Annotated in this window: 30 protein-coding genes; 12 read left to right on the forward strand and 18 right to left on the reverse strand. The window is 63.6% G+C overall.

Annotated elements, in window-relative coordinates; genetic code table 11:
* Positions 1 to 267: 267 nt before the first annotated feature.
* On the reverse strand, positions 268 to 1,011 hold the full coding sequence (locus QXK92_RS33420) for a hypothetical protein (protein ID WP_120795279.1): 744 nt from the start codon (positions 1,009 to 1,011) through the stop codon (positions 268 to 270).
* A gap of 284 nt (positions 1,012 to 1,295) precedes the next feature.
* Between QXK92_RS33420 and QXK92_RS33425 the strand changes: the two genes are divergently transcribed.
* Positions 1,296 to 1,559 carry a hypothetical protein gene (locus tag QXK92_RS33425; RefSeq protein WP_162951710.1) on the forward strand — a complete coding sequence of 88 codons (264 nt, stop codon included), beginning with the start codon at positions 1,296 to 1,298 and terminating at the stop codon, positions 1,557 to 1,559.
* A 275-nt stretch (positions 1,560 to 1,834) separates the two neighbouring features.
* On the opposite strand, the gene QXK92_RS33430 is transcribed toward QXK92_RS33425, so the two are convergent.
* Complete coding sequence (locus QXK92_RS33430; RefSeq protein ID WP_162951711.1) at positions 1,835 to 2,065, reverse strand: hypothetical protein; 231 nt, start codon at positions 2,063 to 2,065, stop codon at positions 1,835 to 1,837.
* A gap of 654 nt (positions 2,066 to 2,719) precedes the next feature.
* Here QXK92_RS33430 and QXK92_RS33435 point away from each other — a divergent pair.
* On the forward strand, positions 2,720 to 2,992 hold the full coding sequence (locus QXK92_RS33435; protein ID WP_162951712.1) for a hypothetical protein: 273 nt from the start codon (positions 2,720 to 2,722) through the stop codon (positions 2,990 to 2,992).
* Between the two features lie 32 nt (positions 2,993 to 3,024).
* On the opposite strand, the gene QXK92_RS33440 is transcribed toward QXK92_RS33435, so the two are convergent.
* The 5 genes from QXK92_RS33440 to QXK92_RS33460 form a co-directional block, all read right to left on the reverse strand.
* The gene (locus QXK92_RS33440) at positions 3,025 to 3,663 is read right to left on the reverse strand and encodes a hypothetical protein (protein ID WP_162951713.1); all 639 of its coding nucleotides are present in this window, start codon (positions 3,661 to 3,663) and stop codon (positions 3,025 to 3,027) included.
* Positions 3,664 to 3,804: 141 nt separating this feature from the next.
* The gene (locus QXK92_RS33445; RefSeq protein WP_162951705.1) at positions 3,805 to 3,975 is read right to left on the reverse strand and encodes a hypothetical protein; all 171 of its coding nucleotides are present in this window, start codon (positions 3,973 to 3,975) and stop codon (positions 3,805 to 3,807) included.
* A gap of 7 nt (positions 3,976 to 3,982) precedes the next feature.
* Entirely contained in the window at positions 3,983 to 5,503 is a 1,521-nt protein-coding gene (locus tag QXK92_RS33450; RefSeq protein ID WP_244218057.1) for a Mu transposase C-terminal domain-containing protein, read from the reverse strand.
* Positions 5,500 to 6,096 carry a recombinase family protein gene (locus QXK92_RS33455; protein ID WP_120795269.1) on the reverse strand — a complete coding sequence of 199 codons (597 nt, stop codon included), beginning with the start codon at positions 6,094 to 6,096 and terminating at the stop codon, positions 5,500 to 5,502. Before QXK92_RS33455 ends, QXK92_RS33450 begins: the two co-directional genes overlap by 4 nt.
* 237 nt (positions 6,097 to 6,333) lie before the next feature.
* On the reverse strand, positions 6,334 to 6,873 hold the full coding sequence (locus tag QXK92_RS33460) for a hypothetical protein (RefSeq protein WP_162951706.1): 540 nt from the start codon (positions 6,871 to 6,873) through the stop codon (positions 6,334 to 6,336).
* 48 nt (positions 6,874 to 6,921) lie between these two features.
* On the opposite strand from QXK92_RS33460, the gene QXK92_RS33465 reads away from it, so the two are divergent.
* The 4 genes from QXK92_RS33465 (at position 6,922) to QXK92_RS33480 (ending at position 9,787) form a co-directional block, all read left to right on the forward strand.
* Complete coding sequence (locus tag QXK92_RS33465) at positions 6,922 to 7,464, forward strand: HAD-IA family hydrolase (protein ID WP_242460747.1); 543 nt, start codon at positions 6,922 to 6,924, stop codon at positions 7,462 to 7,464.
* 163 nt (positions 7,465 to 7,627) lie between these two features.
* Positions 7,628 to 8,227 carry a recombinase family protein gene (locus QXK92_RS33470; RefSeq protein WP_120795281.1) on the forward strand — a complete coding sequence of 200 codons (600 nt, stop codon included), beginning with the start codon at positions 7,628 to 7,630 and terminating at the stop codon, positions 8,225 to 8,227.
* Positions 8,211 to 8,693, forward strand: a complete 483-nt coding sequence (locus QXK92_RS33475) for a PaaI family thioesterase (RefSeq protein ID WP_120795271.1) — start codon at positions 8,211 to 8,213, stop codon at positions 8,691 to 8,693. Before QXK92_RS33470 ends, QXK92_RS33475 begins: the two co-directional genes overlap by 17 nt.
* Before the next feature lie 80 nt (positions 8,694 to 8,773).
* Entirely contained in the window at positions 8,774 to 9,787 is a 1,014-nt protein-coding gene (locus QXK92_RS33480) for a threonine/serine dehydratase (protein ID WP_120795272.1), read from the forward strand.
* Between the two features lie 366 nt (positions 9,788 to 10,153).
* Here QXK92_RS33480 and QXK92_RS33485 read toward each other — a convergent pair whose 3' ends face one another.
* From QXK92_RS33485 to QXK92_RS33500, 4 genes are all read right to left on the reverse strand, one after another.
* Positions 10,154 to 10,576, reverse strand: coding sequence for a PAS domain-containing protein (locus tag QXK92_RS33485; RefSeq protein ID WP_085088562.1), 423 nt, complete (start codon positions 10,574 to 10,576; stop codon positions 10,154 to 10,156).
* Positions 10,577 to 10,865: 289 nt separating this feature from the next.
* Complete coding sequence (locus QXK92_RS33490; RefSeq protein WP_120795273.1) at positions 10,866 to 11,321, reverse strand: anti-sigma factor antagonist; 456 nt, start codon at positions 11,319 to 11,321, stop codon at positions 10,866 to 10,868.
* A gap of 452 nt (positions 11,322 to 11,773) precedes the next feature.
* Positions 11,774 to 12,166: a hypothetical protein gene (locus QXK92_RS33495; RefSeq protein ID WP_120795274.1), complete on the reverse strand. Its 393-nt coding sequence runs from the start codon at positions 12,164 to 12,166 to the stop codon at positions 11,774 to 11,776.
* Positions 12,163 to 12,969 carry a ParA family protein gene (locus QXK92_RS33500; RefSeq protein ID WP_085088571.1) on the reverse strand — a complete coding sequence of 269 codons (807 nt, stop codon included), beginning with the start codon at positions 12,967 to 12,969 and terminating at the stop codon, positions 12,163 to 12,165. Before QXK92_RS33500 ends, QXK92_RS33495 begins: the two co-directional genes overlap by 4 nt.
* A 386-nt stretch (positions 12,970 to 13,355) precedes the next feature.
* Between QXK92_RS33500 and QXK92_RS33505 the strand changes: the two genes are divergently transcribed.
* From QXK92_RS33505 to QXK92_RS33530, 6 genes are all read left to right on the forward strand, one after another.
* A complete protein-coding gene (locus QXK92_RS33505; protein ID WP_120795275.1) occupies positions 13,356 to 13,967 on the forward strand; it encodes a hypothetical protein in 612 nt (203 codons plus the stop codon).
* Between the two features lie 639 nt (positions 13,968 to 14,606).
* On the forward strand, positions 14,607 to 15,140 hold the full coding sequence (locus QXK92_RS33510; protein ID WP_120795276.1) for a hypothetical protein: 534 nt from the start codon (positions 14,607 to 14,609) through the stop codon (positions 15,138 to 15,140).
* 245 nt (positions 15,141 to 15,385) lie between these two features.
* Entirely contained in the window at positions 15,386 to 15,598 is a 213-nt protein-coding gene (locus tag QXK92_RS33515) for a toxin-antitoxin system (RefSeq protein WP_085088580.1), read from the forward strand.
* A gap of 336 nt (positions 15,599 to 15,934) precedes the next feature.
* Positions 15,935 to 17,146 (forward strand): helix-turn-helix domain-containing protein, encoded by a 1,212-nt coding sequence (locus QXK92_RS33520; protein WP_242460746.1) that lies wholly within the window; start codon positions 15,935 to 15,937, stop codon positions 17,144 to 17,146.
* Positions 17,147 to 17,277: 131 nt separating this feature from the next.
* Positions 17,278 to 20,130: a MobF family relaxase gene (mobF, locus tag QXK92_RS33525; RefSeq protein WP_162951714.1), complete on the forward strand. Its 2,853-nt coding sequence runs from the start codon at positions 17,278 to 17,280 to the stop codon at positions 20,128 to 20,130.
* Between the two features lie 220 nt (positions 20,131 to 20,350).
* The gene (locus QXK92_RS33530; RefSeq protein WP_120795257.1) at positions 20,351 to 20,671 is read left to right on the forward strand and encodes a WhiB family transcriptional regulator; all 321 of its coding nucleotides are present in this window, start codon (positions 20,351 to 20,353) and stop codon (positions 20,669 to 20,671) included.
* Between the two features lie 38 nt (positions 20,672 to 20,709).
* Here the strand turns inward: QXK92_RS33530 and QXK92_RS33535 are convergent, their stop codons facing one another.
* The 7 genes from QXK92_RS33535 to QXK92_RS33565 all read right to left on the reverse strand — a co-directional run bounded on the left by QXK92_RS33535 (position 20,710) and on the right by QXK92_RS33565 (position 26,574).
* On the reverse strand, positions 20,710 to 21,111 hold the full coding sequence (locus QXK92_RS33535) for a hypothetical protein (RefSeq protein WP_120795258.1): 402 nt from the start codon (positions 21,109 to 21,111) through the stop codon (positions 20,710 to 20,712).
* An 82-nt stretch (positions 21,112 to 21,193) separates the two neighbouring features.
* Positions 21,194 to 21,880 (reverse strand): metal-dependent phosphohydrolase, encoded by a 687-nt coding sequence (locus tag QXK92_RS33540; RefSeq protein WP_197748267.1) that lies wholly within the window; start codon positions 21,878 to 21,880, stop codon positions 21,194 to 21,196.
* 234 nt (positions 21,881 to 22,114) lie between these two features.
* Positions 22,115 to 23,332 carry a hypothetical protein gene (locus QXK92_RS33545; protein ID WP_162951707.1) on the reverse strand — a complete coding sequence of 406 codons (1,218 nt, stop codon included), beginning with the start codon at positions 23,330 to 23,332 and terminating at the stop codon, positions 22,115 to 22,117.
* A 57-nt stretch (positions 23,333 to 23,389) separates the two neighbouring features.
* Positions 23,390 to 23,707: a hypothetical protein gene (locus QXK92_RS33550; RefSeq protein ID WP_162951708.1), complete on the reverse strand. Its 318-nt coding sequence runs from the start codon at positions 23,705 to 23,707 to the stop codon at positions 23,390 to 23,392.
* 310 nt (positions 23,708 to 24,017) lie between these two features.
* The gene (locus tag QXK92_RS33555; protein ID WP_162951709.1) at positions 24,018 to 24,350 is read right to left on the reverse strand and encodes a hypothetical protein; all 333 of its coding nucleotides are present in this window, start codon (positions 24,348 to 24,350) and stop codon (positions 24,018 to 24,020) included.
* 44 nt (positions 24,351 to 24,394) lie between these two features.
* Positions 24,395 to 24,934, reverse strand: a complete 540-nt coding sequence (locus QXK92_RS33560) for a hypothetical protein (RefSeq protein WP_120795263.1) — start codon at positions 24,932 to 24,934, stop codon at positions 24,395 to 24,397.
* Entirely contained in the window at positions 24,931 to 26,574 is a 1,644-nt protein-coding gene (locus tag QXK92_RS33565; RefSeq protein ID WP_242460745.1) for a DUF4185 domain-containing protein, read from the reverse strand. The genes QXK92_RS33560 and QXK92_RS33565 overlap by 4 nt, the downstream gene beginning before the upstream one ends.
* Between the last annotated feature and the right edge of the window lie 190 nt (positions 26,575 to 26,764).

Raw genomic sequence — 26,764 nt, forward strand, 5'->3', positions numbered from 1 at the left:
CCACTACGCAGATTGGCCGGGTTAACCTGCAGAATCGTCATCGCACCCCGCTCACGATCGGTCCACACACCAGCCCAATCGTATGGGGCGACAGGGACCTAAATTTGCGCGCACTCCTCACCACCGACACCCGTAGGTCTCGTTTGTAGAGAATTAGGAGTGATCAGATCCCGTCTCACGGGTCGCTGGGTTGGCAGCAGCCCTATATCCCTAGGGAAGGATAGGACGTATCCCTAGGGAAGGATAGGACGCAACCCCCGGTAGATTTCATGGCGGGGCGGGGTTGAGGGTGTCGCTGTCAGCGGTGATGCCTGCGGTGACGTTGAGCGGCATTGTTTCCAGGTCTGAGTTGGTCGTTAGCTGTTCAATGCAGGCTTGCGAGGCGCCGAGATAGGTGCTGTCGAGGTCGATTTCGGTGGCCACACACCAGGCGTGATCATCGGGCCACCACAGGTTGACGGAGCGGTGCGACGAGTAGTGGGTATCGGTACTTACTGACTGGGAGGCTGCGGCGATGGGGCCGTGAGCTAGATAATAGTCACGCCCGGGGAGCGCGAAGGTCGGTCGGTCATGAAATGCCTGGTCAAGGTCACCGAAACCGGACCATACGGCAAACCAGCAGTGATCAGCGTTCGTGGTATGCCGCGATAGCGTGCGGGCTAGCGATGCGGCCGTAGCGGGAGGCAGCGTTCCCACCGCCGGTGCTGTGTCGAAGAGACCGGGCTGGCTGTCGTGGTACTCCACGACGTATCGCGATGCGTAGCCGATTAGGCGGGTGAACTGCATTCGTGGGTGGACAATTTTGTGGTTAGCGCGGGCGATCTCGGCCCAACTCACCAGTTTCGGCTCGGCGCCGTCGTGGTTGTAGGCGGGGTGCAACACCCGGGCGTAAGCGGCGAAGGTGGCTGGGATTAGCGACCCAACGTTGTCTGCAAAGCCGCACACGCTTTCAGTCAGCCACTGCGCCCGGCCGAGATCATCGACGACGTCCAAACCGCCCACCGCAACCATGTCTTTCACCGTAAAGGCATCGCGAGCAAGAACGCACAGTGGTCTCGTTACTAAAGATCCGGGGTCGATCAGTTCTGTCTCATCACGGGCGTATTTGTATGAGCTGGAACGATGGCGATGTGACCGAACGGCCCGCCCAGATCTCTGTCGAACGTACTCGCGCCCAACGCAATTGACGCGCTGTCTGACTACGCACCACTACGGTTAAGGATGGGTCGTCGTGCGACAATGTCCGTGCAGTCAAGGCAACGGATCGATGGCGCGCCCGAAAGGAATTGAGAGCGTTGACAGGTCCACCCGAATGCGAGATTCGTTTTCACCGAGACTTCGCCGGCGGAGTGCACGTCGAGTATGCGACCTCAACCTTCTGGTTCGTCCAACACGAACTCGGCCTTGCCGATAGCTCCTGGGACTTCGACGGCGAACACGTCAGCATCAACGCCGTCAACGGCAAATGGGCCTGGAAACTAACCGGCAAAGAATATGTTTACGACTACGGCCCCGATGTCGAACCAGTAGTCATGCTCGAAGGAATCCGAATCGGCTGACGAAAAGAGCGGATATTCGGCGCACCATCCCCCAGTCGGGTGGTCAATCACCACTTGCCGATGCCGCGTTAGCTAGCCGCGACATCATCGGCTAGGCCAAGAGCATCATCATGCACCAAATGGACCTCAATCGTGTACAAGCCCGGTTCGTTGTCGAACGGTATGAGTCACGGCTTAACGGACGAGACGCCTAGGAAACGTGGTTTGTCTCGTTTCTAGAGAGAAACGAGGTCGATCAGATCCTGTCTCATATCGCCGTCGAGATTTAGTCGAGATTATGAGGGTTGTCGGCGTGGATGGCGGATGTTGGTCGCCAGGATATGGAAGAGCAGGGCCGGGTCTTGCAGTCGTGTGGGTGGGTCGATGAGTCCGCGGACGCGTAGCAGCCGTTCGGTCACGATGATGTTGTTGGTCGCGGCGGTCAATGCTGCGCGTTGCATCCAGTTGCGCATCCGTTGCGGGAGTGGAGGGTTGGGGTCGGTGGGGCGTTCGTTGGTCTGGTTCATCGCCCAGACTGGCGCAATGTGTTGGGCAGCAGCGTTGTAGAACCGCTGCACGAGATCGGTGTCAGGCCGCCCGCTGGCGCGGCGCCGACGATTGCTCTCGGCCGGGCCGTCTGCCGGATCTGATCTTTCCCGCGGATCGCTCCTGGTTGGTCTCCACGCTGTGGGATGACGACTGGACCTGCCTAGGCGGACCGGTGGTGCTGGTGGATGGTTTCCTCAATCACCCCGATTTGTGGGGGTACGCACGGCGGGTCACCCTCGACCAGGACGCCACCCCACCCGGACACCGGGCGATCCGTGTAGGGGTTCAGCACGACCGGGGAGGACACTGATGTGGTGAACGACAGCCGCCGGCGATTACTGATGTGTTCAACGGGGATGATTTTCGGGTCAGGTGCGGCAATCATTGTGGCCGTCGGATTGGGAACTGTTCGTCTGCGCGCCGGACAGGTGCAGTGCGGACAACTCGATGACATCAGAACCTGGGAATACGCGACCGGCCAACGGCGCATCCCCGTGTCCCTTGTGACTTGTGCGCCGGTCTGGCAGGAGCAACGACGTCTGGTTGACCTTGCTCTAATGAGCAGCGTCGTCCTACTTACTGGTGCCCTCGCTAGTTGGGGGGTGACCCGACTGGTCCGCCAAGCTTGCGCGGTGAGCGCTTCGCACCGAGCCCGCGCAGCGGTGGTTTCCCGCGGCGATCAGGTCAGGGTCATCCTTGCTGGGCATCCCTACTGTGGACGGGTCGGGACCGTCGTTGAGGTGCTCGACCACACCCACGATCTGGACACGGTAGTTGCCGTCGACGGGGTCGAACCTAACCTTTTCGCCTTCCTGTATGGGGAGATCACGATGATGGAGTCCGGCCGAGCGAGAAAGGTCCACCCCTTCGGCACAGCCTGCTCGTTGTCGCTCAACACGCTTTGACGCTGCGTCTGCCGGATCCGTCAGTCTGGGGGTCAGAAATCTTGCAGTGCCTTGCTAGCGAGATGAGCTAAATCGGTGCCTGCCGTTGGACCGAGGGCTGCGGCGATTCCGGTCATGGCGAAGAATAGAAGTCGCTTGAGTTTGTCTAGGTCTGGCTTAGGGCGCGATGTCTCGGCTCGGATTTCGGTGGCAGTGTGCTGTGCCTCGGTGGCTGCTTTAGGCGATGCGTTCAGTGCCTGTGCCGCGTCGTCTAGTGCGTTTGCCACCGTGTTGACTTTCTCTAGCACTTGCGATGACACCGAGTAGGACTGCTGCGCGGCGGGGCTGTGGATAGCGATATTTGCACTGTTGCGGATGCGGATTGTCGTCGTTCCCTTTGGGTCGGTAGGTGAGTTGCCGCCTCGAACTGACTTCCCCATATCCGTTAGTGCCTCGCCCTTGGGAGTAATAGATGGACGGACAACGCCATGCCCCCAGGCCCTGGTGCCGCTGATGTACTCCTGGTCCCTGAGCCACTCAGATGCCTCTGCGACCTGTCGTTGTGTGAGCGGGTCACCTTGCCAGTCAACGGTTTTGGCGATGTCATTGGCCTGCAAGACCGGGTGTCTGTTGCCATCCACCATTACCTCGGTATCCTGGCGCGGAAGCGCAACGCCACGCTCGATGCCCACGTTCGGCAGGCAGAGGCGATGGTAGAAGAGGCGGTCGGAGTCCTGCGCTTAGAGCTCCCAGAACCAAATCAGTTCGGTCCTTAAGTCCCGCCGAGACCCGGTGGAACGTCCAACTCCGTCTTGTCGGGCCAGAGTGCTTAGCTAGGGTGCGCCGTGGCATAGGCCGATGTAGCGGTCGCGGCGCACGGCGTCGCAGAACTCGGCGAAGCGGCGATGCTGTTTGGTGACAACGAATTTCGTTGTGACAGTTGATGACTCCTCGGATGGGGCGCCGGCGGTGTGTTGAATGTCCTGGGCCTGGGTGTCGGCCATGGCGTGGTCAGTCCTCTCGGTAGAGCTTGAGCGCATGTCTGGGCGCCGAATCCTGGTCGAGGTCGGATGGCTCGGTAGCCGCTCCGGCCATCCCGGGCAGCGGGTGGTTGTAGTCGGACTGATGAACGGCAATGAGCTGGTCGACGACCTTGGCGCGTTCGCGAAGGCCTTGGCGTAGTTCGCGGCGGCGGCCGTTGCGGGCGGCGGTGATTTCCTTGAGCGCGACGGTGGTGCCGGCCAGCTCGGGGCAGATTGCCCGGCACAGGAACTTGTCGTCGTGGAAGATGCGGATTTCGGCCAGGTCGCGCGGGTCGTAGCGGATGGTGACCTGTTCGCCGACGTAGGCGGCCAGCACCGGGTCTAGGTAGCGCAGTCCTTGGAAGTGCACCCCGTCGGGGTGGATCTTGCGGGGCTGAGCGACGGTGAGCAGCAGCAGGTCGAGTTGCTCCAACGAGTCGGGCATCCGGGGCAGGAAACCGCCGGTCGACCAGCGCTGTGCTGGTGTTTGGCGGGTCTCACTGTGTATCCGGTGGTGATAGTCGCCGGTGAGGAATTGGCCGATCGCGGCGTCTAATTCGGGCAGGGTGAGCCGGGCCTGTCCGGCTCGATCAGGGGTGCCGGGTGGTGCGTAGCCGGGCAACGTTGACAGGCACATCTGGTTGATGCTGTTGAACAGCCGCTCGATTTTGCCCCGACCACGGGGCTTGCCGGGCAGAGAAAACACCAGTTGGATTTTCAGTTCGACCGCCACGGTTTCCATGTGCCGGGAGGTGAAGTCGCTGCCGTGGTCGGTGTAGAAGACGCCAGGGATGCCGCACACCGGCCAACCCGGATCAGGTTTGCGCCAAATCGCTTGCCGCAGCGCCAAAGCGGTGTTGATCGCCGAGGGCGCCTCCAAGGAAACCATGTAGCCGGCCGCGGCGCGGGATTGGTCGTCTTCGATGACGGTCAACCAGGGGCGGGCCGGCTTGGCCGACGGCGTGATCACCCACAAGTCCAGTTCGGTGTGGTCGGCCTGCCAGAGCTCGTTCGGCCCGCTCGCTTGACGCCGATACACCAAATCGAAAACCTCCTCGTAGCGTTTGGTGCCCTCATGCGCCAACATCCGCAAGCCCGGATCGAGGCCGGCGACGACCGCATACACCGTGCTGTAGGACGGCACCGGCCAATCACGTTGCGGCGCAATTTGAGTCACCTGGCGGTGAATGTTGGCCGCACTGAGCGGAGGTCGTCGTAATGCCAGCCCCTCGATCAGCGTCACCAACTGATCGGGCAACCCGCGGCGGCCACGATCGGAGCGTGCCGGACGGGCCAGGCCGGCCAATCCTGACTTGCGGTAGCCCGCCAGCCAGCGCTGCACGGTGCGCAGCGCCACCCCACTCTGACGCGCGGCCTCAGCCAGCGATATCCCGTCCTCCAGGTGTGGGCGCAGCACCGCGTAGCGGGCCATCGCCTGTTCGCGCTGCACCCCGGTTAACTCAGTTATCGCTTCATCTCGCGCGCTGAGCGGCTCGTCCGCGTCGGTCATGATGCGGCCGAGCTGGTGTTGAGGGCTTTGCCTAGATGCCGGTAGATGGTGGGCCGGGTGACGCCGAACTCGGCCGCGATCTGGGCAACGGTGTAGCGACGTTTCCCGTCCTCGGCGAGCTCGGCGTACATGGCCTGAGCCAGTGCCACCTGTCGCGGCCCCAGTTTGGGTTTTTGTCCGCCGGTGCGGCCGCGGGCCCGCGCGGCCGCCAGGCCGTCCATCGTGCGCTCAGACATCAATGCATGTTCGAATTCGGCAATGGCACCGAGGATTTGGAAAAACATGCGGCCGACGGCCGTCGAGGTATCGATGCCCTGGTCGAGGACCACCAGATCCACGCCGGAGCCCTGAAGGCGCTTGGATAGCTCGATCAGGTGTTCCAGCGACCGGCCCAACCGGTCCAGTTTGGTCACCACGAGCTGATCGCCGACCCGGTTGGCCGAAAGCAGGGCCTTGTCCAGCTCGGGGCGTCGAGCGAGCTTGCCGGAAGCCTTGTCGAGAAAGATCTGATCACAGCCCGCCGCGGCGAGCGCATCGCGTTGAGCCTCGGGGTGCTGGTCGCGGGTGGAAACCCGCCCATAACCGATCCGCATGGCCGGACCGTATCGCCAACCACCGACAGCGTGACATTGGTGCGGACACGGCAAGCGTTACGGAGTTGTCCTGCGCAAACGTTCAGGCCGGCGAACTGTCGCGCCAACGAACGTTGGCGCGACATCAGCTATAGCTAGCGAGCCGTTTGGACAAGCTGATGCCGCACAGCGGTGATTACGACTTCGGTGGGTCGAACTCACCACCGTGTGTTGGAAAATTCGACTCGTTCGGATCGATTACACCAGCAGCAGACGCAGCGCAACGTCTGCATTGCCAGCAGGTTGGTCTTCAAGTGATCCGACGAACACCGCGGCGATCTGTGACGGCGCCGCGGCCGCGATACTCCGCCACGACATAAGGTTGGGGTGGTCTACGTCGCTGACGGCTTCAGCAGGTGCCAGTTTGGCGATGGCAATAGCCAGTTGTTCTGCGGTGAGATGGAATTCGTGTGTTCCACCGCCGTATCCGACGACCTCGGCAAGCATCACCGCAGGCAGATCATGGGTGCCGCCCGGCCGATTAACATAAGGGAATTTCCACTCGCGTCCGTCGAAAAATCCCACTGCATACGCTACCGGCGCACTCCAGCCTGGAATTCGGCCACTGCGCACACGGCTGACCTCGCGCAGCCCAGCGAGTGTCGACCAGTCTTCGGAGGTCACGCCCGAATAGAAGCACAACCAACCACCAGACGCGCGTGAAAGACGCCTTCTGGTGCGATGGCTTAGGGTGCTGTCGATGGTGGTGCTGCATGGCAAGGGAATCTTGTTCGACATTGATGGCACTCCTGATCGATTCAGGCGCCGCGGTCGAACGGGCCTGGCGTGCCTTGGTTCTGGGAATATGGTGCCGATACCGAAGAGGTGCTAAGGATCTGTCACGGTCGACGGACCGAGGACATCGTCCCGCAATTCGTCGCACCGCATCAGCGAGCCGCGGCGGTAGCACGCGAACTCGCCCTGGAACTGGCCGATCTAGACGATGTTGTGGCCTTGCCCGGGGCACGCCAGCTGCTCGATGCCCTGCCGCGCGGCCAATGGGCCGCGGTCACCTCCGGCGAGCGCTCGTTGATGACGGCTCGACTGGCGGCAGCGCGACTCCCCGCGCCGAAATTGCTGATCAGCGCAGAAGATGTATCGACCGGCAAACCAAGCCCAGAGGGCTACCTCAAGGCGGCTGCGGCGCTGGGCTTGAAGGCACGGCAGTGCCTGGTGATAGAGGACGCGCCTGCGGGCGTTAGCGCTGGCCGCGCCGCAGGGGCGCAAGTACTGGCCGTCACGACTACTCACGACGCAGCAGAACTGACGGACGCCGACGTGGTTGTGACCGATTTGTCGTGCGTCAGCGCCAAAAGTCACCGACGGTGACGTCGCCCTGTTAATCGCCCAAGCGGTTGTGTAGCACGCCATTTAACGCTGCAAAATCACCGCCACTTAACCCTGAAAGTCACAGGCCGAGGTGTCTCATTTCCTGTCTCACAGCGCGTGTCTCAAATCCTTAATGGTGGTGGGCGATGAGACAGTGGTCGGTGTGAGCGCGATCCTTGGCTACGCACGAGTTAGCACCGCTGGACAAGACCTCGACGCCCAGCTTGTCGCCCTGGCGACTGCCGGCGTTGACGCCGAGCGGGTGTTCATCGACAAACTCTCGGGGTCAGCAAAAACAGACCGGCCGGGCCTAGCCGCGGTGCTGGACTACGCCCGCGCCGAGGACACGCTGGTTGTCTGTGCGATCGACCGGCTCGGTCGCAGCGTCTTTGAGGTCACGCGTACCATCACTGAACTCGGAGAGCGCCGAATCACGCTGCGCGCCTTGAGAGAAGGGATCGATACCGCGACGTCAACCGGGCGCGCGGTGGCAGCGATCATGGCGACGTTGGCCGAGCTCGAACTTGAGCTCGGCCGAGAGCGGCGCGCCGCATCACGCGATTCCCGCCGCAGCCGCCAGCTGCCGGCCACCAAGCCGCCCAAACTGACCGCCGATCGCCAAGAACAGCTCCGCCGGCTCGCGGCGACCGGTGAACCGGTCCGAGAGTTGGCCGCTGCCTTCGGGATTGGGCGTGCCACCGCATATCGCTATTTAGCAGCAGGATCAGCACTAGGGAGCCATGAGTATGCCGGAAGACAGTGATGCCGCCGGAGCAGGTCAAAGACCGCCCTTGACGCCCGAGCAGCTGACGGCCCTGACGGCCTCGCTGTTCGAGGGCCACATCGGCTTGCAGTTCTCCGAAATCGGAGCCGACCGCGTGCGCGCAAACCTCACGATCAGGCCAGAGCTGTGCCAAGGTACCGGAGTCACTCACGGTGGGGTGTATTGCTCGATGGCCGAATCCGTCGCCAGTATGGGAGCGAGTATCGCGCTCAATGGCAAGGGCTACGCCGTGGGAATCAACAACAACACCGACTTTCTCCGCGCAACGCGCGACGGTGTTCTGACTGCCGAGGGCACCCCCGTATTCCGGGGTCGACAACAGCAGCTGTGGCGAGTCGTCATCACGGGCAGCGACGGTCGTGAATGCGCCCAAGCCCACGTGCGCCTGCAGAACGTGATGGTTGACCCCGCACAAGCCTTGCGGATTGGGCGGCCACTCGCGTGAGCTGATCAGCTGCATGACGTCACCGGCTGATCTTCGAGACAACGGGGAATAACGCGGCGGCAGCGCTACGCTGCTGTGTCGTGTTAAAGACGCGCCTGGACACCGCTCGGATCCGAGCAGCGCGGCAGGTCATCGACCCGATTTTTCTCGACACGCCGCTGTACCGCTGCGAGGCGTTGGAACCCGATCTGGGGTGCACGGTGAGCATCAAGCTCGAAACGGCGAACCCGGTCCGTAGCTTCAAGGCTCGCGGCACCGAGGTAGTCGCGAGCCTGCTCGCCGACAAGGGCTCGTCTGCCGTGGTGTGTGGCAGCGCGGGCAACCTCGGGCAGGCCCTGGCTTGGTCTGGTCGCGCCAGGGGTCTTGAGGTCACGGTCGTGGCATCCCGGTTTGCACCTGCGGTCAAGCTCGATCGCATCCGCGCACTGGGCGCGAGATTGGAGTTAGTGGACGGCGATAACGAGATGGCCCGTGTCCGGGCGGCAGCCATCGCACGGCATGACGGTATCGGGCTGCTCGATGACAGCTTGGACATCGAAACCTGTGAGGGCGCGGCGACCATTGGCCTGGAACTGGTCGACGCTGGGTCGTCGTTCGACGCTGTGCTGATCGCTCTCGGGGGTGGAGCGCTGGCTACCGGCATCGGGCATGTGATGAAGGCCCTCGCGCCCGATGTCGAGGTGATCTGTGTTCAGCCGGCCGGCGCACCGGCGATGACACGTTCGTGGCGTCAGCGGCGCGTTGTCACCACCGACTCGGTTGACACCATCGCAGATGCTGTCGCCGGCCGGTGTCCAATTCCGGAGGTCCTCGACGACCTCCTCCTGGTCGGCGACGACGCCGTCTTGGTCCAGGAAGCATCGATCATCGCCGGTATGCGGGTACTTCTGAAGGACGCTGGCCTCATTGTCGAACCGTCGGCCGCGCTCGGCATCGCGGCGATCCTGGAAGACCGTGACCGCTTTGCTGACCGCCACGTCATCACCATCGTGTGCGGCAGCAACGTCGACCTAGACGCCTATCACCGCTGGGTCGGTGCCGGTACCGAGGACCCGCTGACTCTTAATCAGCGGGTCCTGCGTCGGAAACCCTGACAGGACAGCCTGGCCCCCCGGCCGAGGACTCAGTCACTCGGCGGCTAAAGCGTGGCGTTGGCGGCCGAGCTCGCGGTGTACAGCGTCGTCAAGTGGATGTGGGAAGCGGAGGCATGATGGGATAGCGGCTGTTCACCATTGTTGGACTGGAGCAGCAACGTTCTGGTCGGGAAGTGGCGTGACTAATGGAATCAAGCCAGGCTTAACCAACCCTTCGTTAACAGTCGCCCTGGCGAGCGAGCCCGCTAACCCACCACGCTGTCCCGAAAACCTTCGTTATCGGGAACACGCGGGCAAAAGAAGCCAGGTAGGTCGCCGGGGTTGGCCTTGCGTCGCCCTAGTTGCCACTTTGACGACGCGACCGAGTTAATCGTCCTGTTGCCAGAGCTGTGCGGTGAGGTCCTGGAACGTGACTAAAGCAACGGGATCATCGTCGCGCAGCAGCGCCGACTTGCTCATCCAGGCGCGCACGGTTGAGCCGTCGGCGTGTACCAACTCGACGAGTTCGCCGCCGTGGAGTCGCATGACGGACACGGGGGATGATTGGTCTGTGGGCAAGGTGGTAAAGAGCTGGGAAAATTTCAGAGTGTGCAGCGATTTGAGGGAATATCCCAGCATGCTGGCGAATGTTGAGTTGGTGAAGAGGATGGTGCCGTCGTGGGAAATGGCGAGTACGGCGACGGGGATTCGGTCTAGTACCACGAGTGCGGGTAAGTGGATCAGGGTGCTCAGCGGTGATTGACCGTCCTGCCCTGGGCGGCGGCGTTCCTGATGCTGATCGTCGGGCATCGGTTCCTTAGTTCCACTGTTCTTGCGAACGGGCGGGGCTCAATGTTACCCACGTCACACAACCGTCAGGGCGAATCGCTTAATTGAGAGTGCTCGGTGCGGCGTGCGGCGTGCGGCGTGCGGGGTGGAGGCGTTAGAGGCGTTGCTCGAATCGGCTTGAATTGCTCGTGTCGCGGCGGTGACGCCGCCGGCTTCCTCGTGGCGGTGCGCGGCATCTGCGCTTCGCGCGACTGCGGTGGGCTGATCGCTTCGGCGCGGGGAGCCCAGCGAGACGGCAGGCGCGGGATAGTCAGCCGTTTGGTTGACGGTTCGGCAGGCCGCGGCGCGGTGGCGGGTGTAGCGCGGCGGACTTGTGCAGGTATAACGGCAGCTCGGACTGGAGGCGGGCTGCAGCAATGATGCGGGCCGTAATGGGTTGGCTGCTGACCAGTCGCAGCTCGATGCCGCGGGCGCGGCACTGTTGTGAGGCCTCGACCAAGACACCGAAGGCGCACACCGCCATGAAGTCCAGTCCGCTGGTATCGACGACGAGTGGCCCCGGGGCGGCGGTAGCGTGCGCGGCCGCGCGCACGATCTGCCTCCAGGTTCTCACGTTGCTCGCGTCGATCTCTCCGCCGGCGCAGAGCAGCACAGCCAAGCCGCGGCGTTCGGTGGTGGCTCGCAACAGGCTGTCATTGGCATTCGTCATGAAGGCGAACTCTTTGCTGAGGTGCGCGGGTGATGGAAGCATTTCGGTGCTGCCCATGGGTTTCCCTAGAGGTGCTGCTTCACCCAGTGTCGATGCTCGCCCCTGCACTGCTCAAAGGCGGAGCCGACCCGATTCCACCAGCAAGTTTACCGCTGTAATACGTGCCGTGGTAGCTGTACCTCGCACCGTTTTCCTTTGTAAACGCTTCGCGACAGCTGGTCGGTTTCGTCAGACATTCCACATACTGAGAATCGTTGCGCTGACCAATCCTGCTAGCCCGAACCAAGAGCCGTCTCTAGAATTTCGGATTCGCAATGGCAACTCCCCTCATGACACCCTGCTGGGCTCCTTCGCGGCATGCCCTTCCTCGTACTAGCCGTGCTTGTGCGTGGTGGTGTCGGTTGTCAAGGTTCGGCTTTTGGGTCGACCGCACAGCGGCATGGCCTTGACAGCCGACACCACCACGTCCACCACAATTGGCGACGAGGAAAGACATGGCAACCTTCAATTCACAAAGGCATGCGGTCGTTGTGGTCCGGCCTGGGGATGCCAGCGCCGTCGAGGTATGTGTTGATGGCATCGTCGACGGTGTCGGTGATCGCATAGCCGCGGGCCTTGATCCATTCGAGCCGTGCCAGCGTTCCTGAGTGCAGCTGCGTTGCGAACGGGCTTTTCGCCTTGCGCTGCCGCGCCTTTAACCGCACCGGCGGCTCGGCCGCCTCATTTCTTTGGTCGGGGGTGACCACCGGTGCGGGTGGAATCTCATCGTCCGACCGGCTGACTGTTGCCGCCGGCGTGGCGGATGTTTCTTCGGCTTTGACTCGGGCGGCCTCGGCCCGCCGCTCCGCGCGGGACAAGGGTCGGGTGGAGCCGAGCTGTAGACCGCTGGGCTTCGCGTTCATGCTGCTTGCCTCCTTGCCGCGATACGTTCGGCGACTTCTCGGTATGCCACTGCGGCCGTGCTGGTGGGGGCGTGCACGTGGACCGGTACGCGCTTGCCCTTGGCCTCGACCACTCGCACGGTGTGCGGAATCTCGCCCAGATACGCCCCGCCGGCATCCCACTCCCCCCAATCGGCTCGCAGCTGCTTGCGAACATCCTTGCTGGCCTTGGGATTACCGTCGAAATCGGTCAGCAGCACATATCGGATTTCGACGGCCGGGTTGAGCGTCTCCTGAACATCGAGGATCGCGTTACCAAGCTCCACCAGCCCGTCAACTTCATCGGGCCCGGCCTTGAGGACCGCCAAGACGTAATCGGCGGCCGCCAGCGCCGCAGTGGTCAACTCACCCAACGCCGGCGGGCAGTCCATGAGCACGAAGTCGTAGTCGTCGATGTCGTCGAGCTGGCGGGCGAGGCGCAGCTGGCCACCCGACCCGAGTCCGGTGCGCTCAAGCTCCTTGAGCGCGAGATGACCCGGTGCGACATCGATCCCGAACTGGCTCGGCCGGATGACCTTCGCGAGCGGGACGCGCATCGCCCTGTCCGGGTGCAATACCTCATACATCGAGGCATCGTCGGCGCCAAGCTCGACGCCGAGGCCCTTAGTGCTGTGGGCCTGCTGATCCATGTCGATCACGAGAACGCGAAAGCCCATCGTGGCGAGATTTGCGCCAAGGTTGATCGTGGTGGTCGTCTTACCAACGCCGCCTTTCTGGAGTGCCACCGCCACGATTTCGCAGCGCTCACCTGCGGAAACATTCATAGCGCGATAGCTTACCAGATTACATACATGATAGTATGCATTCTTTATTACATGTAAGTTTGTATGCATACATTTGTGCAGCCTTCCCCTGGGTTGGGCTCACGGCCCGAGCAGGAAAATCTGCAGCGCCTGGTGCCGTTAAACCGAAGGGTTAAAGGGCGGGCCCCGGTGGACTCCGGGAGGCCCAGCGCGTCGGGTCGATGAGGCGGCCTCGCAGGCCAGTTCGGTGTGCCACTGGCTCGCTTAGCCCAACCAGTGCACCTCGCGGCAACGGGACAACTGTCCAGTCAATAGCCGGTTAGTTAGGGTTTATTGAAATGAGTTTTTTCAGCTCGATCCCACAACCCCCGCCGCCTGAGCCGATGCGACAGCCTTTACTCGCTTGGATGCAACCCGATGCGGTGATCCCCGCATCGGTGCCTGGCGAGCTACTGCTGATCCGCACCGAAGAGGTAGCGGTGTCGATTGGCAGCATTTGCGCCTACCCGAACGGGTTCGAGTTCACCGCCCACGTCCGCAGGCGCGGCAGCGACCACAGCGAGCCAGGCTGGCACGATCCGTTTGGCCGTTTCGGGCAGCGCGGCCCACAAGCATCGAGCGGTGACGCCTTGCGGCTCGGTCTTTTCTACGCCGACGGACGTCGCGGCGCCACCACCGGCGGCCACTGGGGGCCAGGCGATCCCGATGGCCTGGTTCTGATGCCTGCCGGCGCGGGGGGAAGTGCCCGGCGGTGGGACGGCAAGTTCTGGGTGTATCCGCTGCCACCGGAGGGCCCGGTGACGTTCGTGGCAGCCTGGCCAAAATACGCGCTGGCCGAAACTCAAGCGGAGCTGGACGGGGCCGCGATCCGCGCAGCCTCCGGGCGAGCAGTGACCTTGTGGCCGGAGGAATCGGAGATCAGTCCGGGCGGCGGTGGCTGGAGCAGCCAGACACTCACTGCGTACCAGACTGCCGAGCCAGAATCGGCGGCAGAACAACCGCCCCACCCACAACAATGATCACTTTGGAATCACCTAGGCGCAGGTGGCGGAGCTTTCGGAGCCGAGACGATCCCCGAGAAGGAAGGATTGACGGCTCAGCAGCACGCGGTTCGGTGGTCGCTGATGCTCCGTCGTTCGATCGCCCGGTTCTGACGGACTTCATACCGTGGGAATCATGAACGCCGCCGAGCACTAGGCAGCATGGCTGGACAGATACGGCGACGACTACACCACCGATGACGAGTGCCGCGTCGCCTACCGTGACTTCAAAGCGAATCTGGCAAAGACTCACCGAAGCCGCAGACTCGCTTCGCGAGCGAGACGCCGACGGCGAATCGTGATTACCGCTGATGCCGTGCCCGTCGCCGTCTACCTCGGAGTCCGCACGAGAGCGTGTCACTGCCAACTTTGAGCCGTAAGAACTGCGCACCCCCGAGGCGTGTCCGCTGATCACGGGGCGTCTGCACCCCCGCTCGCTAACGTCTGCGGCATGCGCATCGACACGTTCCATCGCTGGCGTAGACACAGATCATCCTGCGGACCCTGTGAACCGGTCTGGTTCACGCCAACAATCGGTGTGAGGACAGCACACCTCGACCTGACCGTGATGATCCGGGTAGGCCGTACGGCGACCCGCCAGGCTGTCCGGGGCACATAGTGACCGCTCGGCACATCTACGTCGACGAGACCAAGCACCGTGACTATTTGATGGTGGCGGCGGTCGTGTTAGGGGAGGATCTGACGTCGGCTCGCGCTGTCGTTCAGGAGCTTCTCAAGCCCGGACAGCGCCATCTTCATATGAAGGACGAGGCGGACGGTCGCAAAGAGACCATCGCCAAGGCACTCGTCAGCGCCGATCTTCGCGCGACGGTCTATGACGCGGGCCGGCGACACCGCACCCAGGTGCTTGCGCGGGCCGCGTGCCTGTCTGCGCTTGTCGAGGACCTGGCCACCAGTAACGTCGAGACATTGATCGTCTTGGACCAGGACGAGAGCCTCGTGCAATCCGATCGCCGACTGCTCTACGGCGCTGTGCGCGCTGCGGGCTGCGAGGCCACAGTGCGCTACGAGCATCGGCGAGCGGCCTCAGAGCGTCTACTTGCTATCCCTGACGCCTTCGCCTGGTGTTGGGCCAAAGGCGGCCGCTGGCGGTCTCACATCCGACCTGTGGTCACGGTCCAGCCGGTCTGAAACACACTCAGATACGCGCGAAGCCCGAGCGCCGCGGTCGTCCGGCCGGGTCTCGGGCTCACTTCCTGCAGCTATTGCCGCAGGCACCTGTGACTATACACCCGGCACAGTCGCTGGGTAAGGGGTCACCGAAAGCGGAGCTGGCAACGTCCCGCCATCAGGGCCGCGTAATCCATTACAAAAAGGTCACGGGTTGCGGCGTGTTGTTATCAGGTAACCGCCGTCGTGCTGGCACAGTCATCACCATGGCCCAGTCGCGCAGCACACACAAAGGCGATCGCGCCCAGATCATGGCGCGTCCCGATCGCATCGTCTACGACATCGTCAAACAAGAAGCCGCAGCCCGGGGGATCCCCATGGGGCAATACGTGGCCGATGTTCTTGCCGCTCACGTAGGGCACCCCGAATTGGTGCGCGAACTTAACAAAAAGATGGAGGTTTTGCCGTTGGCGATGTGAGCACCGTAGCCCGACACAGTCGGGCAGATGGGAAACAATTCCATAGCGGTGTGGACGACTCGCTGAGATGACGAAGGCCCCGCATGGCGGGGCCTTGTCGAGGGGGTTTGAACCGAGTTAGCAGCTCGGTTCCGGGTCCGCACCCGTTGCCCCTGAAAGGGACGTGTCTTGAGCGACTCGTCTCACGGTAGCGCATACCTGTATCCGGTTCCAGAGGACGCGCACCGTGATCTGTCGGATAGTCATCATCGAACGCCGTTAACGGCATTGTCGCGGCCGTTCACCGCGGCCCCTGCGACCTATCGCGGGTGCAGTCCGACGCGTCGGCGCCGCGGGATGGTCCGCACCACCCCGACCGCGCAGGTGCTGGCGATGCGGCGCGGCCGCCGGCTGGCCGGTCGGCCCGTGCCGACACCGAGCGCCTTTGTGGGCTTGGAGCTTGACGATCAGGCTTACGCCGGGGTGCCGTGCTGGAGCGCCGGGCCGACCGGTTGGGCGCACATCACTGTGGCGGTGACCTACGACCTGCACTATGGGCGTGTGCGGCCGTTGATGTGCAATGGCGGTATCGCCAAACCCGCCCTGGTCGTGATTGCCGCGGCTATGGCCCGCTACGCCGACTGGCGCACCGGGCGGGGCTGCCGGCCCACCAACACCCAACTTGCCGCCGACACCGGCTATGACGAACGCACCATCCAACGCGCCCATGAATGCCTGCGCCTGCTGGGGGTGGCCACCGAGATCCTGCGCGGCCGGCAGCGCACCTACACCGAACGCATGGCCTCGTGGCGCCTGGGCGATCGCCACCGCGGGTGGGCCTCGGTGTGGGCGCTGCACGACAACGCCCACCTCACCCGACTTGTCCACAGCTTGTCACCCCACCTGGAACGGTCCCCAGTAACCACCACACCCCCCTGTTCTGTCCGACTGATCACTACCCGCGCGGGCGCTCACCGCGCCCGGCATCACGGCGCTACGCGCCGCCGAGCACCCGATGAGGCGGGCCGGCGGCTGGCTGGGCGGTGGCGCGCCGATCCGCACGCCCCAGCGTGGGCACGGATGTTCAGCGCCAACAGTTGGGCGGCGATGCTGGCCGCCCCCGCACGCCACGGCTGGACCCCGCACGATTTGACCGCGCTAGTGGCCGACTGGCTGGGCACCGGACATTGGATTCCCGACCGACCGGCCCGACCGATCGCGCTGCTGGGCACCCTGCTCGCGTGGCACAGCGCCCACAACACGTTGGCGGCCCGACCCAGCGCCCTCGATGAGGCCCGGGCCGTCCACGCTGAGGCTGCCAGAGCGGCCCGCCAGATGGCCCGCGACGCCGACCACTGCGCCCACCTGCTCGGGCGTACCGCCGCTCGCATGGCCGCCACCGGACCTGGCCGCGCTGCGGCCTTCGCCGAGCTCGCCGCGGTACGCCGCCGCGCCGCACTCCGGCGCACCGCGACCGCCGCCGCCGACCACGCCCGCATGAGCGGCCTCGTCGAGCACGCGCGCCGCGACCACCATCGCGCCCCCGCCGCTGACCGCCGCGACCCATGACGCTAACCGCATCAAGCTACTTGGCACATTTGCACAAATGTGTGCGATGCTGGTGTGGTGGTGGCCGCCTGTCAAGACACTCTGACTCCCCGTTTGGCGGGCGGCCCAGAGTGTGATGCAGGGGGCTACGGGTGTTGACGATTGCGAAGTTGTCGCGGTGGTCGATCGCGTATTACAACGACACGGCCAATGCGGTGGGGATGGCTGCGCGGGATGCCCGGTGTGCGAATGGGGGGTTGGGGGAGTACTACGCCGAGGGTGACACGCGGACCCCGGTGTGGGTGTGCGCCGGTGATGGGCGCACAGCGGCGGAATTGGTGGGGTTGAGTGATGCGCAACGCGTGGGTGGTGAGGCGGATACCGGGGTGGTGGGGCGGTGGCTGGATGAGGGGGTGGCGCCGTCGGGGCTGTGTGGTCGGGCGTTGGGGAAGGGGTCGGTGCATGGGTTTGATTTGACGTTTTGCGCGCCCAAGAGTGTGTCGTTGTTGCGGGCGTTGCACCCCAATGATGTGACGCAAAAGGCGGTGGTGAACGCCCACACCGCGGCGTTGGCGGAGGCGTTGGAGTATTTGGCCGAGCATGCCGGCTATACCCGGGTGCACAACCCGGTCACCGGGGACAAGGATCTAGTGCGGCTGCCCGGAATTGTGGCGGTGGCGTATCAGCATGAGACATCGCGGGCGGGGGATCCGCATCTGCATACCCATGTGATCGTGCCCAACCGCCAAGCCCGCGCGGACGGGAAACTGGTGTCACTAGATGGCATGTCGTTGTTTCATGAGGCGCGGGCGGCGGGGGTGATTTATCAGGTGACGCTGCGCCGGGAGTTGCACCGCGCGATCGGGGTGGAATGGTCCCCGATCGACCCCGCCACCGGGATGGCCGAGGTCGCCGCGATCGACCCGGGAAGTATCACCGCGTGGTCGCAGCGCGCTAGTGCGTTGCGGGCGTGGGCGGCCAAGAATCTGGTCGTCATTGATCCGGCGGTGGGGCCGACCCCGGCGCAGTTGGCGGCCGCGCAGAAAGCGACCCGCCCGGGCAAACCCGAGCAGTTGGCGTGGGCCGAGTTGCGGCGGTTGTGGCGTGAGGATCCGCGCGGCTGGACGATTGATCGTGACGCGCACCAGGCGGCGCGCCAGGCCCGCCAAGCCAGAGCGACGCGGGGGGTGTGGTCGCGCAGCCGGCTGGTCGAGGCGGCCGAAGCGCGGGGTAAAGCGGTGCTGACGCGGGCGGACTTGGTGGAGCTGATCGGGGCGCAACTCCCGGTCGATATCGACGGTGATCCGCGGTCGCCGCGGGAGGTGATTGAGGCTACGGTCGAGCAGCTTGGGATGCGGATTTCGGGGCCGCGGGCGGCGCATCAGCGCGAAGGGTCGCAGCGGTTTACCCTGGATAAGATTTTGGCCGCCGAGGCCCGGCTGCTTGAGCTGGTTGATGCCCGCGACGAACGCGGACAGCTCTACGGTTTGCGGGATCTGGATGTGGCGGGGCTGTCGGCGGATCAGGCCCGCGCAGTGACCAACATCGCCTGGTTGCCGTGGCTTGTCTGCCCGCTCTCGGCGCCGGCGGGGGCCGGGAAAACTACCTCGATGCGGGCGCTGCGGATCGGCGCCCGTCACAGCGGTAAGCGGGTGCTGGTGATCGCGCCGACCGGCAAAGCTGTCGATGTCGCGGTCCGCGAAGGCGCTGGGGATACCGGGATGACCGTCGCCGCCGCGTTGACAGCGTTACGTGACGAAACCCTGGTCCTTAATGAGCGCACGGTGGTGATCGTCGATGAGGCCGCGATGGTCGGCACTACCGAGTTGCGGGCGCTGCTCGCGGCGACGACTGCGGCTGGGGCTAAGACGGTGTTGGTTGGTGATGCCCACCAACTGGCCCCGGTGAAAGCGTGTGGGGGGATGTTCGCCCAACTGTGTGTGGATCTGCCCTGGACCCAGACGTTGTCGCAGGTGTGGCGGATGTCCGATCCCGGTGAGCGTGCCGCGTCTCTGGCATTACGTGAGGGCGGGCCCGCCCCGGTGCGGCGCGCCGTGGGCTGGTACGCCGGCCACGGCCGGTTGCGGTGCGGGGACCCGATCGCCATGGCCGCTGATGCCCTCGAGGCGTACCGCGCCGACATCGCCGCCGGCAAAGATGCGCTGCTGGTGTGTGACACCACCGAGATCGCCGACGCCCTCAATCAGCGCCTCCACGACGACACTCTCAACGCCCGCGACCCGCACGCCCCGCCCGCCCCGACGATCACCGCGGCGCGTGGGCATCAGCTCGCGGTGGGGGATCTGATCCTGACCCGGCGCAACACCCCCGACATCACCGTGCTGGCGGCCGCTGATAACACCCGACGCGTGGATGCCCCGGTCCGCAACGGGCAACGCTGGCAGGTCCTGGCCGTGGACCCCGCCGGTGACCGCATCGCCGCGCGGCGGCTCGGTGATGGGGCGCGGGCCGCGTTTTCTGGGGACTACCTGCACGAGCAGGTGACGCATGGGTATGCGGTCACCGTGCACTCGGCGCAAGGCGTCACCGCGGACACCACCCATGCCGTATTGGGGGAGCGCGCCAGCCGAGCGTTGCTGTATGTGGCGATGACCCGCGGCCGGCACACCAACACCGCCTACCTCTACGAACGCCAAGCCACCGAGACCGCCCATGAACACCGCGACCAGCCCGGGATGCATGTGCTGCACCGCGGCACCACCAGCGACGCCGTCGGGCTGGTGCGCACCGTGATCGCCCACCGCGAGGAACAAGCCCACAGCGCCCATCACGTCGCCGCCTCAAATGACCCCCGCCAGCTGCCCGACATCGTGCGCGGCCTCCTGGTGCGGCGCACCCACGCCCTGAACGCCCGCCAGCGCACCTACCGCGCCTGGCGCGACCAACAACTCGAGGTCATCCTCGAACAACGCCGCTGGGTGGAGCAGCACTTACACCGCACCCGCGAGCACGAACGCGATCGAAGCTACGGGCTGGAGCTGTAGCGGGAGCATTTGAGGCGGTGATCGTGCTGGCTGAGATTTTCCGGAAGCCTGTGGTTCTGTGCGGTTTGTGCCTGACGCGATCCGAACCCGTCGCGCGTTGGATCGTCATCGGCGATGACGTGCGCCAATCAGGCCAGCTAGAAGCATCTTCTTTAGTACGCTGGTGCCAGATGTATGGGGATTTCGCATTGGTGTGACGCAAGTGGCAAGGGGGAAGGCGATGGCTGCGGCAGTGGCCTCATGGTCGGCACCGGTGGAGGGGTATGTGCCTTCGTGCACGGACGATCCCGAGCGCTGGACCACCACACAGCCCGACACGCAGGCCATTGCGCTGTGTGTGGCTTGTCCGCGCCGGGGGTGGTGCGCTCAGCAGGCCTATCGGGTACCTGGTGTGCAGGGGCTGTGGGCCGGGGTGGTGGTGCCCGAGTCCGGGCAACGCGCCCGGGAGTTCGCGTTGCGCCGCCTGCGGGTGTTGGCCGAACGCGGCGGCTATCACGTTGCCCCACGCCGGCGGGGCCGACCACGCGGCTCCCGGAACTGATCTCTCGCCGGGCTGCTGTGCTGCATTTGGTTTGGTGGTTACATGCGGGTCATTCCGTCGTGGTCATAAGAGCAAAAATCACAGGGGTCGCCGTGTTCGCTGCCGTAGTTAACGTAGCGTGCAACTTTGCTTATTACGGTGCTGGCGGTGCCGGTATCAAGTACGGGCAGGGGCGTTGCGGAATTGTTGAGTGCTGCGATGCTGCGCACCAGGGCGGCAGGGTGGGTTGGGTTGTCGGTGATGTCGACGACGGGCTTCGCGTCAACAAATAAGGTGTACATGTCGTGTTCGGGAAATCCGAAGTTCAATCGGAGCACCCACCACTGTCCTGATTGTTTGGCGGCGTAGGGGAAGAATTTGTAGCCGGTGCGCATCCAATGTGGTTGCGCGGCTGTGTCAATCGCGAGGCGACTTTCAGCGGATTGTCCAGCGCTAGACATGTTTTGATTCTAGTCCTGATATGGCTAGCTGGTGGTGTGCGGCGTGTTGGCGGCGCCGAGGTGAGGTTCGTGTTATTTCGCACTACTGCGAGTTGGATGCGCCGGAGGCTGGCGCTGTCGTTGACCCGGTGAGGTGGTGGAGTTCGGTGTGCAGGTTGGTATGAGCTTGCGCTGTCCAGCTCGCGTGGGCGGTAGGGGTGCGATACAAAGCAGGCGCTTCAAGTAAAGCGTGCAGAATTTTTGAGCGTCCTTCCCGGAACGCGTCGTCGCTGAGGTGGGCGTATTCAGCGCGGATAGCGTTGGTGTAGTTGGCATAGCGGTCTGGTGGTGCGGCCAGGATCGCGAGATCGGCGTCGCATAACGTTTCACCGTTGTAATCATCAGGAGCGGGATCGTGGTGGGCGGTCAGCCGGATCAAGCGGGCCACCTCGCCAATCAGTGCCGGCGGTAACCGCAGTGCGCTCATGTCGTGTTCTGCGCGGCGGGCGCTGTTGTGTTCGTCGTTGGGTTGGCCGCGGTAGACGATGTCGTGATACCAGGCGGCGAAACGCACAGCATTAGCATCGGATGCGTGTGCGGCGAGTTCGTCGACGCAGCACAACACATCGCGCAGGTGGGTGATGTTGTGATAGCGCCGGTGAGGTTCGTCCCACCCGGTAAGTACGGCCCGGCAAATATCGTCAGCGTATTGTGAAGCGCCATTGCAGGTGGCGACGAGGGTTCGCCACTGCACTATCAGGTTAGCGGTTTGGCGAGAGTCGGTAGTCACTACTAGCTGCCTTTCTGGTGAAAATGGTGGCCAGGCAGTCCGCTATGAAATACTCGATTGGGTCAAAGTGGTTGTGTAACTCGGCTTTACGGCGTCCGCCCTAAGTCAATTCTGAGATTCAAGGAGGCGGCTTGAGTCTCCCCGATACGGTCAGGCAGACGCTGAAGCGGCAGACTCGGATTGCCCTGGGCAGCGCAACGGGTGGTTTGGGTTAAGCAAGTTTTGTCCGGCCCATCACCATTGCGGCATGCCCGGCTCTGGAAATGGCCGCATGATTCCTCCCCCACCTCCTCCCCGGGCTCCTCCAGCCCCGCCTCCTCCTCCGAGGGTTCCGCCTGCCCCGGCGTTCGGGCCGACACCGCCTGCTCGTGGGCTGCCGGTGCCGCCTTCGGGTCCCGTTGGTCCGCCACGGCCTGCGGCTGGCGGTTCAAGGCGTGGTTCGGCGGCAGGAGCTCCCTCAATAGGCGCTGAAGGGCGCACCGGCGGTAGTGGGGGTGGGCGCTGGGGATCGATTCCCATCGAGTCATTCACGCTGGCTCTGCTACGAGTAGAGCTGTCGATGATGGCGTTGTAGAGGTTGTTGCCGACGAGACCCTTTGCTTGATTCTTAGCGATGATCTGCTCGTAAGTCATGTTGGGCTCGGAGGCGGCTAGCTCGGCGGCGCGGGTGCGGTTGCTCATGAGATCCCGAACCCAGGTTCGCAGCGAATTGCGTTGATCGAACATGATTTTTGCGCGCTGTTCAGGGTTGAGGCCTAGTTGGGTGAGCCGCTCGTTAAGTTGCCGCATATTCAGTTCACCCTGGGTGTAGACGGCGCGTGCTTCGTCGTTTGATAGTGATCCCGGCTGGTAGTCGGGCAAGCCCAAATCGGCGGCGGGATTAGGCGTGGGTTGGGCGGGGTCTTGTTTCCAGTGGCGATCGACGGTTTGGATGCGCGCGCGACGACTGAAGTGGGGAGCGGTCGGGCCGAAGTTAGCTGCGTTGCTGATCGCCGATTGCGCATCGCGAATCTGTTGGGCCACCTGATTTTCGGCAGACCACCACTCTTGGGCCGATTCTTTGAGTTCAGCGGCGGCCGCGGCAACAACTTTATTGTTCGCGTCGGCGGTTTCCTGGCTGGTGCCTGCCGGCGGGGTGTAGGTGATCGAGAGGTCCTCGTTGACCGTGACTCCCGGTGAAGCTTCGGCGTTGGCGATGATCTGTTGGGCGTTGCTCAGCGGCGGCATCAATGTTGAAGTGACCGTGTTACGGATTTGCGTGGTGGCGCGCTCCACGCAGGCACGCAAACTGGCGACCGCTCGGTAATCCTGACCGGCGCGGGTTTGAGTTGCCTCGGCGGTCATTCCTTCCCAAGACGAGCCCCCTGGGCGCTGGGTGTATCTGTTGTATGTTTCGGCTTGCTGGTCAAGTGTGTCGATGGTCCGGAGCCAGTCATCAAGCAGATCCAGCACCCTGTGAGGGTTGGTGCTAAGGATCTGGGACTTCGTCGGTGTCAACCTTCGGCTTCCTCACGCCAGGGTGGCGGCTGACGGTGGCATGGGGACACTATTGCTCGCCCCCGGTGGTTGCTCATCGGAAGTCAGAAATCCTAGGCGGGCGTCCTCGACCATCTGAGCGACTTTGGTGAGCTGGTCGGCCACCGCCCGTCTCACTGCTGGCAGCGTGGTTGCCGACATCTCATGGGCAGCCGCTAGCGACGGCACCATGTCCTGGTTCTTATCAAGGAGATGCCCCGGAATGCCTGCCTTGACCTGCTCAGCAAGCTCGCGAAGCTGTGGCAGCAATCGACTCAACGCATCCAGATCAACGCGGAGATGATCCACCACTTTCCTCTCCCCCAGGTAGACGCCTATCCCCACAACTCTTTAACGGGTCGTAGTTGGGTTGATCCTACCTAGGCCGCGGGCAGCTGGAACCATCTTGAGCAGCGCAGATGATCTCATCGGCGATGCGCCCGATCATGTCAAGTATTAGGCAGCGGCCAGCCGCCGGACCCCAGTCAATGCTCAGCGTCTGACCCGAGGGGATGATCCCACGCGTACGGCGGGTAAGTGTCTCAGTTCTAAAGAAACGAAAGTGATCAGATCTTGTCTCACCACGAGCGGCTGAGAAACGAGGGCGTGGTCGTTAAATTAATCAGTCTTCGTCTTGCTCTGCGAGCCTGCGGCGATGAAATGCCCATTGATGCTGTATCTGTCGGCGGCAGTCATCCTCGATTCGTTGTCTTGGCTCGGCCGGGACGTGCTTGCCGTGTTCGGGGTGCTCGTCGAGCCAGTCGATGATTTTTTCGTTCACCATCGCGTGGTAGCGGGCGCGGAACGCCTCGGCGTCAGGGTCTTCCGGTTTTGACCGGGTTTCCTGGTTGGCCGCTTCGTTGTCTGGTTCGGGGATGTCGTCGATGTTCTTGCCCAGCAGGCGGGCCAACTCGTGACGCTCGGGCACGATGCCGGTCCGCAGCGCTTGTTGCATCAGGGGGTGCAGGTGCAAAATGTCAGTCACGTCGAGGCCCGCACTCAGACTTTAGGTATCCAGCCCGACCACGAGGGCGACAACACAAAACCCCGCCCCTGCGGGTCCTTACATGCGGTCATCCTTTTGTCGTCCACCCCGCAAATCACCCCACTTAGCGTGATGGAATGAAATGGAGGAAGCGTCTTTACCTGCTGACCATGAACAACACCTGATACCGGTCCTTCATTGGTCTGCTTCAATCCTGTGTCGGTACCGATCCAATTCACCCCGCTGCCCTCAGCAGGCGGAATGCCCGGCAAGTTATTTCCCCTACATTGGGCTGCTCCGATAGGAAAGTTGCAGGTAATGCCGTCGGGGGTGAGGAAGTAAATCTCTGAACTGGGATGTCCTGGGGTGGTCATGTCGATGCGGTAGTCGGCGATGTTGACTGGTGTGTAGCCGCTGAGGTCGGGGAATTTTGAGGGCTCGGCGTGTGCGGTGCATCCGCTGAGCACAGCGACGACAACCGCACCAGCGGCGATAAGTGTCTTGCCGGTCATGTCTGTCCATTCGACGCTGGCGGCGGTATCGGCGGCGGTCATTGGTTGGGGTTCACTTGGAATTGCTCGACGGTGTAGGGGATGCCCGGGTTGGCTGGTGTGGTGTTCCATTGGCTGACCAGAATCCTCATGTTGTCCAGTGTCGCACCGGGCATGATGTAGCCCCCGTAGTTCTGTGGAACCGCGCCTGGCTCACCCCATGGGCCACCCGCGGCCACGACAGTGACCTGACCACGGCCATTGTCGAATATTTGGGTGGGAAGCCCGCTGCCCACATGCACTTCGGTGTTCCCTGCGCTGCCGTTGAACCCAGAAAGTACTGGTTTTCCCCCAAGTTCGCGGAAGCTGAGCTCTCCGAAGTTGTCGCCGCTCAGACGTAGGGCTTGTTGTGCGGAGGTTTCTCCTGCTTGGCCCCACCCGGTGCCGGTCCAGGGTTGCCAGGCGTTGCGGTCGGTGATGTGGTCGGGGTCGACGCGGTACATGGTGACGCCTTGGTGGCGGTCGAAGCCGTCGGCGGCGATGTAGATGGTGCCGTCTTTTCCTTGGTAGCCGCTGATCTGGGTGGGTGCCTTGATGGGGTCGCTGACCCGGGGCGGCTCTCCAGGTATGCCGGCGGTGGGGTTGGTGATCGAGGCCCAGGGTTTGTAGCTGGCCTCGATGGGTTTCCAGCCGCCGGCGGGGTTGTTGGTGACTTCGACGAGCCAGGAGCCGCCTTTGGGTGCCAGGCCTTCGTTGGTATTGGTGCCGACGACCATCATGTAGGTCCTGCCGTCGCGGGTGGTGACACTGCCCGCGGGTAAGGCGTTGTTGGCTCCGGCGTCTTTGGCCGCCTGGGGCAGCGGGAATAGCACATTGGCGCCGTCGGGGCCGGTCAACGGTGCGCCGAAATGAGCGCGGCCCTGCGCATCAAAGGTGACCGGCACCGCCACTGAGGGAAAGTGTTGTCCTTCGCCCATCCGGTTGCCGCGATAGGAGTCCCCCAGGACGGCTACGTATTGCCCGTTAGGCAGTTGGATAATCTCGCCTAAGTCCGCTGCCCCGATGCCGGGAATGTTGGCGCCGGTCCCGGCGACCGGGCCGAGGTTGGCCACCTGCCCACGGGCGAGTCCGGGCGGCAGGACCAGCGGGGTGCCCGCGCCGGTCAGCGCGGCGGTCGCGTTGTTGATCGCGGCGGCTGTGTCGGCGTCGGCGGTACCCAGTGCATCGGCGAGGCGCTGCAAGTTGCCGGTCTCGGTGGCGGCTTCGTTGGCACGTTGGGCTTGCAGCGCGTTGATCGCGGAGTCGTCGAGGCCCATCAGCGTGGCGAGCTTTTTGGCGGCGGCGTAGTCGTAGGTGTCGGTGACCACCCAGTCTTCGGACACCGCGAAATGGTCGGCTTCCAAGCCCTGGGCTTTGGCCTTGAGCCCATCGATTATGGGCTGCATGGTGTCCCTACCGTTTTCGTAGGCATCGGCCAGCGCATTCATGTCGGCGGCGACGATACGGTCCTGGGTCAACTCTCGGTCGGCGCGAACCGCAGCGGCGTCCCTGGCCTGCCCTTGCCAGTCGAAGTCGTGCACCGTGTTGTGGACCCGCTCCCCAGAGCTGGCCAGCTTGGTTGCAGTTTCGCGCAATGGCGTGGCCATGTCACCGAGGGCGTTGGCGTTGGCTTTGTACACGGTGCTCTTTTGCGGGCGGCTCACTTACGCCCACCTGCACGAGACGATCAGGCCGGGCATGTCTAGTGCCGGGATAGGTTCATCTCGCCCATCGCGGTCAGCCCCTCACCGACGTGCTGGGACATCCACGGCGGCTTCACTAACCCCGGCGTCACGAGGTCCGCGATCTCGAAGGTGTCAGCCGTCTGCCGAAGCAGTGCCGCCATCAGCTCAA

The organism is Mycobacterium sp. TY815 (assembly GCF_030755135.1).
Classification (GTDB): Bacteria; Actinomycetota; Actinomycetes; order Mycobacteriales; family Mycobacteriaceae; genus Mycobacterium.

Bases quoted from the DNA above. Each gene is read 5' to 3' on its own strand.
- QXK92_RS33420 (WP_120795279.1), bottom strand. From the start codon at position 1,011: ATGGTTGCGGTGGGCGGTTTGGACGTCGTCGATGATCTCGGCCGGGCG.
- QXK92_RS33430 (WP_162951711.1), bottom strand. From the start codon at position 2,065: ATGAACCAGACCAACGAACGCCCCACCGACCCCAACCCTCCACTCCCG.
- QXK92_RS33445 (WP_162951705.1), bottom strand. From the start codon at position 3,975: ATGGCCGACACCCAGGCCCAGGACATTCAACACACCGCCGGCGCCCCA.
- QXK92_RS33450 (WP_244218057.1), bottom strand. From the start codon at position 5,503: ATGACCGACGCGGACGAGCCGCTCAGCGCGCGAGATGAAGCGATAACT.
- QXK92_RS33455 (WP_120795269.1), bottom strand. From the start codon at position 6,096: ATGCGGATCGGTTATGGGCGGGTTTCCACCCGCGACCAGCACCCCGAG.
- QXK92_RS33460 (WP_162951706.1), bottom strand. From the start codon at position 6,873: ATGTCGAACAAGATTCCCTTGCCATGCAGCACCACCATCGACAGCACC.
- QXK92_RS33475 (WP_120795271.1), top strand. From the start codon at position 8,211: ATGCCGGAAGACAGTGATGCCGCCGGAGCAGGTCAAAGACCGCCCTTG.
- QXK92_RS33485 (WP_085088562.1), bottom strand. From the start codon at position 10,576: ATGCCCGACGATCAGCATCAGGAACGCCGCCGCCCAGGGCAGGACGGT.
- QXK92_RS33490 (WP_120795273.1), bottom strand. From the start codon at position 11,321: ATGGGCAGCACCGAAATGCTTCCATCACCCGCGCACCTCAGCAAAGAG.
- QXK92_RS33495 (WP_120795274.1), bottom strand. From the start codon at position 12,166: ATGAACGCGAAGCCCAGCGGTCTACAGCTCGGCTCCACCCGACCCTTG.
- QXK92_RS33500 (WP_085088571.1), bottom strand. From the start codon at position 12,969: ATGAATGTTTCCGCAGGTGAGCGCTGCGAAATCGTGGCGGTGGCACTC.
- QXK92_RS33505 (WP_120795275.1), top strand. From the start codon at position 13,356: ATGCAACCCGATGCGGTGATCCCCGCATCGGTGCCTGGCGAGCTACTG.
- QXK92_RS33515 (WP_085088580.1), top strand. From the start codon at position 15,386: ATGGCCCAGTCGCGCAGCACACACAAAGGCGATCGCGCCCAGATCATG.
- QXK92_RS33520 (WP_242460746.1), top strand. From the start codon at position 15,935: ATGGTCCGCACCACCCCGACCGCGCAGGTGCTGGCGATGCGGCGCGGC.
- QXK92_RS33530 (WP_120795257.1), top strand. From the start codon at position 20,351: ATGGCTGCGGCAGTGGCCTCATGGTCGGCACCGGTGGAGGGGTATGTG.
- QXK92_RS33535 (WP_120795258.1), bottom strand. From the start codon at position 21,111: ATGTCTAGCGCTGGACAATCCGCTGAAAGTCGCCTCGCGATTGACACA.
- QXK92_RS33555 (WP_162951709.1), bottom strand. From the start codon at position 24,350: ATGCAACAAGCGCTGCGGACCGGCATCGTGCCCGAGCGTCACGAGTTG.
- QXK92_RS33560 (WP_120795263.1), bottom strand. From the start codon at position 24,934: ATGACCGCCGCCGATACCGCCGCCAGCGTCGAATGGACAGACATGACC.